Origin of the sequence: Streptomyces glaucescens (assembly GCF_002154375.1) — a bacterium.
Taxonomy (GTDB): domain Bacteria; phylum Actinomycetota; class Actinomycetes; order Streptomycetales; family Streptomycetaceae; genus Streptomyces; species Streptomyces glaucescens.
Genome location: NZ_MUND01000694.1, coordinates 1 through 10,406, shown reverse-complemented (window position 1 = coordinate 10,406; position 10,406 = coordinate 1). Strand labels below are relative to the sequence as shown.

Here is a 10,406-nt window from a genome sequence, read left to right as displayed (position 1 = left end):
TCCCCCCGCACCGCCTTCACGGCGTTCACCGCACGCTTCGCGCCCGCCCCGCCGACGCCCCGCGTGCTCTTCTTGCCGCTCACGTCCTTGGCCGCACCGCCGGAGGCACCGGCGCCTGTGGGCCCGCCCGACGCCGACTGCTGTACGGCGGTCTTCTTCGCCACCATGGCCGCGGCCCCTTCACATATTGTGATCTTGCACGCGAATCGTGCTGGGACGATAAATCGACTTGAGTCCCGCGGCAACGGGGCACGCCGCCCGATTCGCCCGCCCCACGACCCCCGCGTGACCGGCATGCATGCGTTGTGCCCAGCTCCCCGCGGGGTATGCCGCCGAGTCCCACTTCCCCGGATCCGGGGCACCGCACCTGCCCATTCGGGGCATCCCCAGCACCGCGTCGCACCCGCCGCAAAACCGGTCGGCCGCTGTCCTCGGGGCGCCGTACACTGGGCGGAGCGAAAAGCGTGGATGGGGACGAGTAGCGGCGTAGGCAGCCCAGAGCGACCCGGGGACGGTGGGAGCCCGGGGGCGCGCGCGACGTGAAGATCACCCCGGAGCCGCCGGAAGAAAACCGCAGCCCAGGGCAGCGGCCAGTAGAACCGGCATCGCGACCCCAATGAGGGGGCTCGCCGAGGCACTGACCTGCCCCGGAGAGCCAAGGAGGGTGGTACCGCGGGAGCGCGCCGAAGACGGCGTAGGAAGACCTAGCTCTCGTCCCTCCGACGGAAGGCAGCAAGTCCGCCGGAGGAAGATCGCTGATGACGACAGCGCCGACGTACCGCCAGGTGCCCGCTCAGGTCGACCTGCCCGCGCTCGAGCACGCCGTGCTCGACTTCTGGCGCGAGCAGAAGATCTTTGCCAAGAGCCTGGAGCAGTCCCAGGGCCGCCCCGAGTGGGTGTTCTACGAAGGCCCGCCCACCGCCAACGGCATGCCCGGCGCCCACCACATCGAGGCGCGCGTCTTCAAGGACGTCTTCCCCCGCTTCCGCACCATGCGCGGCTACCACGTGGCCCGCAAGGCGGGCTGGGACTGCCACGGGCTGCCGGTCGAGCTGGCGGTCGAGAAGGAGCTGGGCTTCTCCGGCAAGCAGGACATCGAGGCGTTCGGCATCGCCGAGTTCAACGCCAGGTGCCGCGAGTCCGTGCTCCGCCACACCGACGCCTTCTCCGAGCTGACGACCCGCATGGGCTACTGGGTCGACCTCGACGACGCCTACGTCACGATGGACCCCGAGTACATCGAGTCGGTCTGGTGGTCGCTGAAGGAGATCTTCAACAAGGGACTCCTGGTCCAGGACCACCGTGTCGCCCCCTGGTGCCCCCGCTGCGGCACCGGGCTGTCCGACCACGAGCTGGCGCAGGGCTACGAGACGGTCGTCGACCCGTCGGTCTACGTCCGCTTCCCGCTGACCTCCGGCCCGCTGGCCGGCGAGGCCGCCCTGCTGGTCTGGACGACCACCCCGTGGACCCTGGTCTCCAACACGGCCGTGGCCGCGCACCCCGAGGTCACCTACGTCGTCGCGACGAACGGCGAGGAGAAGCTGGTCGTCGCCGAGCCGCTGGTCGCCAAGGCGCTCGGCGAGGGCTGGGAGACCACCGGCCAGTCCTTCACCGGCGCCGAGATGGAGCGCTGGACGTACCAGCGCCCGTTCGAGCTGGTGGCGTTCCCGGCAGAGGCGCACTTCGTGGTCAACGCCGACTACGTCACCACCGAGGACGGCACGGGTCTGGTCCACCAGTCCCCCGCCTTCGGTGAGGACGACCTCAAGGTCTGCCGCGCCTACGGCCTGCCGATGGTGAACCCGGTCCGTCAGGACGGCACCTTCGAGGCGGACCTGCCCCTGGTCGGCGGCGTCTTCTTCAAGAAGGCCGACGAAGCCCTCACCGAGGACCTCGGCGCGCGCGGTCTGCTCTTCAAGCACCTGCCGTACGAGCACAGCTACCCGCACTGCTGGCGCTGCCACACCGCGCTGCTGTACTACGCGCAGCCCTCCTGGTACATCCGCACGACGGCCGTCAAGGACCGCCTGCTCCAGGAGAACGAGAAGACCAACTGGTTCCCGGACACGGTCAAGCACGGCCGCTTCGGCGACTGGCTGAACAACAACATCGACTGGGCGCTCTCCCGCAACCGCTACTGGGGCACCCCGCTGCCGATCTGGCGCTGCGAGGAGGGCCACCTCACCTGCGTCGGCTCCCGCGCGGAGCTGTCCGAGCTGACCGGCGCCGACCAGTCGGGCCTCGACCCGCACCGCCCGTTCATCGACGACGTCACCTTCACCTGCACCCACGAGGGCTGCTCCCTCGAAGCGGTGCGCGTGCCGGAGGTCATCGACGCCTGGTACGACTCGGGCTCGATGCCGTTCGCGCAGTGGGGCTACCCGTACAAGAACAAGGAGCTGTTCGAGAGCCGGTACCCGGCGCAGTTCATCTCCGAGGCCATCGACCAGACCCGCGGCTGGTTCTACACGCTGATGGCGGTCGGCACCCTCGTCTTCGACAAGTCGTCGTACGAGAACGTCGTCTGCCTCGGCCACATCCTCGCCGAGGACGGCCGGAAGATGTCCAAGCACCTGGGCAACATCCTCCAGCCGATCCCGCTGATGGACCAGCACGGCGCGGACGCGGTCCGCTGGTTCATGGCGGCCGGCGGCTCCCCCTGGGCGGCCCGCCGGGTCGGTCACGGCACCATCCAGGAGGTCGTCCGCAAGACGCTCCTCACCTACTGGAACACGGTCGCCTTCCAGGCCCTGTACGCGCGCACGTCGAACTGGGCGCCGTCCGAGGCGGACCCGGCCCCCGCCGACCGCCCGCTGCTGGACCGCTGGCTCCTCAGCGAACTCCACGCCCTCACCGACCAGGTGACCCAGGCGCTGGAGGCGTACGACACCCAGCGCGCCGGCAAGCTGCTGTCGGCGTTCGTCGACGACCTGTCGAACTGGTACGTCCGCCGCTCCCGCCGCCGTTTCTGGCAGGGCGACAAGGCCGCGCTGCGCACCCTGCACGAGGTCGTCGAGACGGTCACCAAGCTGATGGCGCCGCTGACCCCGTTCATCACCGAGCGGGTCTGGCAGGACCTGATCGTGCCGGTCACCCCGGGCGCGCCGGAGTCGGTGCACCTGTCGTCCTGGCCGGAGGCCGACCTCGGCGCGATCGACCCTGAACTGTCGCGGCAGATGGTGCTGGTGCGCCGCCTGGTGGAGCTGGGGCGCGCCACGCGCGCGGAGTCGGGCGTCAAGACCCGCCAGCCGCTGAAGCGCGCGCTGATCGCGGCGACCGGCTTCGAGGCGCTCGACCGCGAGCTGCACACCCAGATCACCGAGGAGCTGAACGTCGAGTCGCTCGCGTCGCTGAGCGAGGTCGGCGGCTCCCTGGTCGACACGACCGCCAAGGCGAACTTCCGCGCTCTCGGCAAGCGGTTCGGCAAGCGGGTGCAGGACGTCGCCAGGGCGATCGCCGACGCCGACGCGGCGGCGCTGTCGCTGGCACTGCGCGAGGGCAACGCCTCCGTGGAGGTCGACGGCGAGACGATCACCCTGGCCCCGGACGAGGTGATCATCACCGAGACCCCGCGTGAGGGCTGGTCGGTGGCGTCCGACGCGGGTGCCACGGTCGCCCTGGACCTGGAGATCACCGAGGAGCTGCGCCAGGCCGGTCTCGCCCGTGACGCGATCCGGCTGATCCAGGAGGCCCGCAAGAACAGCGGCCTCGACGTGGCCGACCGGATCGCGCTGCGCTGGACGGCCACGGACCCGGCGGTCGTCGCCGCCCTGGCCGAGCACTCCGCGCTGATCGCCGACGAGGTCCTGGCCACGGACTTCGCCCAGGGCGAGGCGGACGCCGGTTACGGCGAGCCGTTCACCGACGAGGGTCTGTCCCTGACCTTCCGCCTGCGCAAGGCGTAAGGCTCCGGCGGACGACACGAAGGCCCGGCCTCCCGTGACGGGGGGCCGGGCCTTTCGCGTCGCACGTCGTCACAGGTCACGGAAGGGCGACGAGCAAGCAGGGCGGGCCGGGTTCGAACCGGCGTCCTCCTCGATGCCATCGAGGCGCGACCACCTCTGCGCTACGCGCCCCCGAGCACCCTACGCGACCCCATGCGCCCCGGTGCACCAGGCGCCCCGGAAGAATCCGAGCGCCCTGCGCGCTCCCGGGCGCCCCCGCGAAAAAGGGCGGGGCCCCGGATCTCGATCCGGGGCCCCGCCCTGAACGCTGCCGACGGCTACGCCGTGCCACGCACTGTCAGTTGTCGTCCTCGTCGATCAGGAACCCACGCATCGGCGAGGGAGCCTGGCCCATCGGCGACGGACCCTGCGGCCGGACCGGCGCCATCGGCTGGGTCATGGCCGGGGACATCTGCTGCTGACCGCCGTAGGACGGAGCGGACGGGCTCGGCGCACCCCCCATCGACTGGTTGCCGCCGTACGACGGGGCGCTCGCGCCGGCCGGTGCCATCGAGGGCGCCGGGGACGGCGGGAGGGACGCGGTCGCGGGCTGGCGCGGCGGAGCCAGGGAGTCGTCGGCCTGAGTCTCCAGCTGACGCAGCTGCGACTCCAGGTACGACTTCAGGCGCGTGCGGTACTCGCGCTCGAAGCCGCGCAGGTCCTCGACCTTGCGCTCCAGCGTGGCGCGGGCGGACTCCAGGGAGCCCATCGCGACACGGTGCTTCTCCTGCGCGTCCCGCTCCAGGGCGTCGGCCTTGGCACGGGCGTCACGCTCCAGACCCTCGGCACGCGAACGCGCCTCGCCGACGATCTTGTTGGCCTCGGAACGGGCCTCGGCGATCGCCTGGTCGGCGGTCTGCTGGGCCAGCGAGAGCACGCGGGCGGCGCTGTCGCCGCCGGGGCCCTGACCGGGGCCGCCCATCGGACCGCCCATGGGGCCGCCCATCGGACCCGGACCCATCTGGCCCTGCATCGGGCCGCCCTGGCCCATCGGACCCTGACCCATCGGGCCGGGACCCTGCGGACCCTGACCGCCGGGGCCGGCGGGCAGCTGCGGGGCACCGCTCGGCAGCTGGGGCGGGCCACCCATGGGGCCGCCCATCTGCTGCTGCGGCGGGCCCGATATGCCGGCGGGCACCGGAGCGCCGGGACCTCGCATGCCCTGCTGCGGCATGCCCTGCTGCGGCATGCCCTGCTGGGGCATACCCTGCTGAGGCTGCTGCTGGTCCTGCTGCTCCTGCGGCTTGCGCATGTTCTGCTGGTTCTGCGCGGCGGCGCGGGTGGCCGCGGCCAGCTTGGCGCGCAGATCCTCGTTCTCGCGGAGCAGACGGGTCAGTTCGGCTTCGACCTCGTCGAGGAAGGCATCGACCTCGTCCTCGTCATAGCCTTCTCGGAGGCGGACGGTCGTGAACTGCTTGTTCCGCACGTCCTCGGGGGTCAACGGCATCTCTTCACCTCAACGTAGTCGTCGGCATTCGGCAAGACGGTAGGTCACATCGCTCACAGCCGGCTCACGATCGAGATCAGGATGTAGACGATGATCATCAGTACGAAGAAGGACAGGTCGAGCGCCACGCCCCCGAGACGCAGCGGCGGAATGAACCGCCGCAGAAGCTTGAGCGGTGGATCAGTGACAGTGTAGGTGGCCTCCAGAACGACCACCATCGCCTTGCCGGGTTGCCACGAGCGGGCGAACTGGAAGACGTAGTCCATGACCAACCGGAAGATGAGCACGATGAGGAAGCACATCAGCGCGATGTAGACGACATCCAGGACCACGCTCATGCCCGTGCTTCCCTCTCCCCTGTTTCCTGTGCTGTGCGGCTACTGCTTTGTACCGCTTTTTCCGGTCGTGCGTCTCAGCTCTGGTTGAAGAACCCGCCCTCTGCGATGCGGGCCTTGTCCTCCGCCGTGACATCGACGTTAGCAGGCGACAACAGGAACACCTTCTGCGTCACCCGCTCGATGCTGCCGTGAAGACCAAACACCAAACCGGCCGCAAAGTCGACAAGTCGCTTCGCGTCTGTGTCGTCCATCTCAGTCAGATTCATGATCACCGGGGTGCCCTCACGGAAGTGTTCCCCGATGGTACGGGCCTCGTTGTAGGTCCGCGGGTGGAGCGTGGTGATCCGGTACGGCTCTCGTTCCGACACGACCTTGGGCATGATCACCGGTGCGTTCTTCTCCAGGCTTGCGCGTTCTTGTGTGATGGACGCCACGGGCGCGATGCGCGCCGGACGTCCGGATTCCGCGGGGAGCGAAGCGGAGTGCGCCACCGGCTCGCGGGGCGCCGGAGGGTGCACGACTCGCACCGATTCTTCCCTTTGGGGCTGGTGTGAACCGTGCGACTGGTGGGACGGTTCGTGCCGCCGATGATCTCGTTCGGGCTCCGGGTCCAGTTCGGGCTCGAAGTCGTCATCGGGGTCGAAGCCCCGGCCGTCGTACCCATCGTCCTCCACGAGGCCGAGGTAGACCGCCATCTTGCGCATCGCGCCGGCCATGCTCTGAGTCCTCCGCTCTGTGGTGGATCGGCTGACGACTGGCAAGTGCCCGCGATCCACGAGGTCGTACGCCCGCCCTTCGACGGTAATGACCATATTTTCTGCTGTGGTCCGACTTCCTGGCGACGTTACCCGAGCCTGGGGCGGACTCCGAGTACCGCGGTGCCGACGCGTACATGTGTCGCTCCGGCGGCCACGGCCTGTTCGAGGTCCGCACTCATCCCTGCCGAGACCATGTTCGCAGCCGGATGAGCGCGGCGCAGGTCGGTCGACAAATCCATCAACCGCTCGAACACCGCCTGTTGCCGCCCGGCGTACTCACCGGTCAGAGGTGCGACCGTCATCAGCCCGTCGAGCCGCAGCCCGGGGGAGCCGGCGATCAGACCGGCCAACTCCTCGACGCCCTCCGGCGCCACGCCGCCCCGCTCGCCCCGGCCACCGGCTCCCGCGTCGAAGGCGACCTGGATCAGGCAGCCGATCTCCCGTCCGGCCCGCACGGCCTCCTTGGAGAGCGCCGTCACCAGCCGGTCCCGGTCGACGGACTGCACCACATCCGCGTAACCGACCACGGAACGGACCTTGTTGGTCTGCAACTGGCCGACGAAGTGCCAGGAAAGGGGCAGATCCGAGCATTGCGCGGCCTTGGGTGCCGCGTCCTGGTCACGGTTCTCGGCGACGTGGCGCACGCCGAGTTCGGACAGGATCCGCACATCGCTCGCGGGGTAGGTCTTGGTGACCACGATCAGGGTCACCTCCTCACGCCCCCGCCCCGCCGCCGCGCAGGCGGCGGTGATGCGCTCCTCGACCCGCGCCAGATTTGCGGCGAGTTCGTCCCTACGGTCCGTCATGCCCTATCAGTCCAGCCAGACATAGCCCGCGAGCCGACCGGTGGTGCGGTCGCGGCGGTAAGAGAAGTGGTCGTGCGACTCCAGCGTGCACACCGGCGACTGCGCCCGGTCGTGCACCCCGAGCCGGTCGAGCTGCGCGTGCACCCCGGCGGTCACGTCGACCGCCGGCGTGCCCCAGCTCGTGACGGCGTGCGCCGCCGGTTCGACGGCGGCCACCTCGGCACGCATCGCCTCCGGCACCTCGTAGCACCGGCCGCAGACGGCGGGTCCGGTCCGGGCCACGATCCGGGAGGGTTCGGCGCCGAGTTCCGTCATGGCCCGGACGGCGGCGGGAACGACCCCCGCGACCATCCCGGGCCGGCCCGCGTGGGCGGCGGCCACCACCTTGGCGACCGGGTCCGCGAGCAGGACGGGCGTGCAGTCGGCCGTGAGGACGGCGAGGGCGAGGCCCCGCCGGGCGGTGACCACCGCGTCCACCGGGGGGATCTCGGCCGTGGAGCCCCAGGGGCCGTCCACCACCGCCACGTCGTTGCCGTGCACCTGGTGCATCCAGAGAACCCGGGCCGGGTCGATCCCCAGCGACTTCGCCGCCAGTTCCCGGTTGGCCGTCACGGCGCCCGGGTCGTCGCCGACCGCGCCGCCGAGGTTCAGCTCCTCATACGGAGCGGCGCTCACCCCGCCCCACCGGTCGGTGAAGGCGAAGTGCGCGCCGCTCACGCTCTCGCGCTGTCCTATCACTTCAGGAAGTCCGGGACGTCCAGCTCCTCGGCCGCGCTGTCCGTGTAGGTCCGCGGCGCCGGCGTGACCGGCGGGGCGACCGGGATGTCGTTCACCGGCTCCGGCGCGGGCTCCGGCTCCTCCTTCGGCGTGACGCTGCCGAGCGAGCCGAACGACGGGCGGCTCTCCGGCTGCCGGGCCGGAGCGGGCTCCTCGCGGCGGGCCGGGGCGGAGGAGGAGGAGGAGGCCGAGCCGAGGACGTTGTCCCGGCGGGCCGGCGGCTGGCCGCCGTCGAAGCCGGCCGCGATCACGGTGACCCGCACCTCGTCACCGAGGGCGTCGTCGATGACCGCGCCGAAGATGATGTTGGCCTCGGGGTGGGCGGCCTCGCTGACCAGCTGGGCGGCCTCGTTGATCTCGAACAGGCCGAGGTCGGAGCCGCCGGAGATGGAGAGCAGCACACCCCGGGCGCCGTCGATGGACGCCTCGAGGAGCGGGGAGGAGATGGCCATCTCGGCCGCGGCCACCGCGCGGTCGTCGCCGCGGGCCGAGCCGATGCCCATGAGGGCGGAACCGGCCTCGGACATGACCGACTTGACGTCGGCGAAGTCCAGGTTGATCAGGCCGGGGGTGGTGATGAGGTCGGTGATGCCCTGAACGCCGGAGAGCAGGACCTGGTCCGCCGACTTGAAGGCGTCGAGGACCGAGACCTGGCGGTCCGAGATGGACAGCAGACGGTCGTTCGGGATGACGATGAGGGTGTCGACCTCTTCGCGCAGTTCGGCGATGCCGTCCTCGGCCTGGTTCGCGCGGCGCCGTCCCTCGAAGGTGAACGGGCGCGTGACCACGCCGATGGTGAGCGCGCCGAGGGAGCGTGCGATGTTGGCCACGACGGGCGCGCCGCCGGTGCCGGTGCCGCCGCCTTCACCGGCCGTCACGAAGACCATGTCGGCCCCCTTGAGGACCTCCTCGATCTCCTCGCGGTGGTCCTCGGCGGCCTTGCGGCCGACGGCCGGGTTGGCTCCGGCGCCGAGTCCGCGGGTGAGTTCACGGCCGACGTCCAGCTTGACGTCGGCGTCGCTCATCAACAGAGCTTGCGCGTCGGTGTTGATGGCGATGAACTCGACGCCCTTGAGACCGACCTCGATCATCCGGTTGATGGCATTGACACCACCGCCGCCGACACCGATGACTTTGATGACTGCGAGGTAGTTCTGCGGTGCTGCCACGTCGAAGGCCTCTCGCCTCGAGTTACGTGTCGCCGCATCGCCGTGGGCACTGCGCCCGCGCGATCCGACGACTGATGCCGAATGGGACGGTCCGTTTCGCCGACCCGAACCCTAACGTTGAAGTTTAGGGTTACCAGTGTGTCTGTTCCCTGGAGTCTTCTGAACAGGACACTAAGTCGACAAGTGGCGCACGTTCAACGAACACGCCGAACCTCCCGTTTTTCTTTTCACCCTATGTGATCAGCCGTAGCGGTGCCCAACCAGGGTGCTGGCCTGCGCTGATGTGCGTCAACTCCCTGATGACGCCGGGGCGGTGGGGACGCTCACGTCGAAGTGCCGTGCATCGGGGGCCGCTTTCATGAGAGCGGTCAGCGTACGGGCCTTCGCGGCCCCCTTCTCGCCGCTCCCCCAGGCGACGGTCCGGCCGCCGGCCAACTTCAGCGTGATGTCGTCGAAGGAGCGGACCTCGACCGTCCGCGTCCGGCGCGCGACCGCCGCCGGGAGGGCGCCCGCCACCCGCACCGCCTCGCGCACCAGCCGGGGCTCGCCGAAGCGGCGCAGGCTGGCCGACGCGGAACGGGACCGGGAGGGCTTCAATTCCAGGAGTGGAACACCTTTCGGGGCGTCAGAAACCGTGGCGAAACGGACACCCTCATCGTCCACTTCCACAAACTTCCGGCCCTTTTCGACGACCAGTACCGGAGTTCGTTCGGTGACTTCCAGGCCGATTCCCCGCGGCCAGGAACGGACCACATCAATCTCGTCGATTCTGGGCAATTCCTGGCGCAGCCGACTCTCCATCGCCTCGGTGTCGACCGAAACGAGAGGCTCCCCCAGGGGGACGTCGGCGGCCTCGCGCACCTGCTCGGGGCCGAGCACCCGGGTGCCCGAGACGGAGACGCGTTCCACGCGCAGCCACTGCGAGCCGTACAGCACCCAGCCGCCCGCGCCGAGCAGCGCCAGGACGACGGCGAGGACGACGATGGTGCGGGGCCGGGGCGGCCGCGGCCGCCGGGCGGGGGGCGGGCCGGACGACTCCTGCTGGCGTGCACCGCGCTGCGCGGTGGTGGGTCCGGCCACGCTCCCTGCCTTCCGCTCACATGGAAATCCGGTTCCTATCGGTGTGCACGGTGGGCGGCGATCGCCTCGTACACCATGCCGACGAGC

General features: G+C 70.2%; 8 protein-coding genes and 1 tRNA gene. 1 reads left to right on the top strand and 8 read right to left on the bottom strand.

Features of this window, described 5'->3' with window-relative positions; all coding sequences use genetic code 11:
• Positions 1-758: 758 nt before the first annotated feature.
• Positions 759-3,905 carry an isoleucine--tRNA ligase gene (gene ileS, locus CCN42_RS35270; protein WP_086741454.1) on the top strand — a complete coding sequence of 1,049 codons (3,147 nt, stop codon included), beginning with the start codon at positions 759-761 and terminating at the stop codon, positions 3,903-3,905.
• Between the two features lie 98 nt (positions 3,906-4,003).
• Here ileS and CCN42_RS35265 read toward each other — a convergent pair.
• From CCN42_RS35265 to CCN42_RS35225, 8 genes are all read right to left on the bottom strand, one after another.
• Positions 4,004-4,077 (bottom strand) — tRNA-Ala (locus tag CCN42_RS35265).
• 165 nt (positions 4,078-4,242) lie between these two features.
• Positions 4,243-5,391 carry a DivIVA domain-containing protein gene (locus CCN42_RS35260; protein ID WP_086741453.1) on the bottom strand — a complete coding sequence of 383 codons (1,149 nt, stop codon included), beginning with the start codon at positions 5,389-5,391 and terminating at the stop codon, positions 4,243-4,245.
• Positions 5,392-5,444: 53 nt separating this feature from the next.
• The gene (locus tag CCN42_RS35255) at positions 5,445-5,729 is read right to left on the bottom strand and encodes a YggT family protein (protein WP_007448661.1); all 285 of its coding nucleotides are present in this window, start codon (positions 5,727-5,729) and stop codon (positions 5,445-5,447) included.
• A 74-nt stretch (positions 5,730-5,803) separates the two neighbouring features.
• On the bottom strand, positions 5,804-6,445 hold the full coding sequence (locus CCN42_RS35250; RefSeq protein WP_086171062.1) for a cell division protein SepF: 642 nt from the start codon (positions 6,443-6,445) through the stop codon (positions 5,804-5,806).
• Positions 6,446-6,573: 128 nt separating this feature from the next.
• On the bottom strand, positions 6,574-7,293 hold the full coding sequence (locus CCN42_RS35245; protein ID WP_086741452.1) for a YggS family pyridoxal phosphate-dependent enzyme: 720 nt from the start codon (positions 7,291-7,293) through the stop codon (positions 6,574-6,576).
• A gap of 6 nt (positions 7,294-7,299) precedes the next feature.
• Positions 7,300-8,031, bottom strand: coding sequence for a peptidoglycan editing factor PgeF (gene pgeF / locus CCN42_RS35240; protein ID WP_086741451.1), 732 nt, complete (start codon positions 8,029-8,031; stop codon positions 7,300-7,302).
• A complete protein-coding gene (ftsZ, locus tag CCN42_RS35235) occupies positions 8,028-9,239 on the bottom strand; it encodes a cell division protein FtsZ (protein WP_086741450.1) in 1,212 nt (403 codons plus the stop codon). Before ftsZ ends, pgeF begins: the two co-directional genes overlap by 4 nt.
• 288 nt (positions 9,240-9,527) lie before the next feature.
• Positions 9,528-10,319, bottom strand: coding sequence for a cell division protein FtsQ/DivIB (locus tag CCN42_RS35225; RefSeq protein ID WP_086741448.1), 792 nt, complete (start codon positions 10,317-10,319; stop codon positions 9,528-9,530).
• Positions 10,320-10,406: the final 87 nt, after the last annotated feature.

Coding starts and splice junctions, on each gene's coding strand:
- ileS (WP_086741454.1), top strand. CDS start 759: ATGACGACAGCGCCGACGTACCGCCAGGTGCCCGCTCAGGTCGACCTG.
- CCN42_RS35260 (WP_086741453.1), bottom strand. CDS start 5,391: ATGCCGTTGACCCCCGAGGACGTGCGGAACAAGCAGTTCACGACCGTC.
- CCN42_RS35255 (WP_007448661.1), bottom strand. CDS start 5,729: ATGAGCGTGGTCCTGGATGTCGTCTACATCGCGCTGATGTGCTTCCTC.
- CCN42_RS35250 (WP_086171062.1), bottom strand. CDS start 6,445: ATGGCCGGCGCGATGCGCAAGATGGCGGTCTACCTCGGCCTCGTGGAG.
- CCN42_RS35245 (WP_086741452.1), bottom strand. CDS start 7,293: ATGACGGACCGTAGGGACGAACTCGCCGCAAATCTGGCGCGGGTCGAG.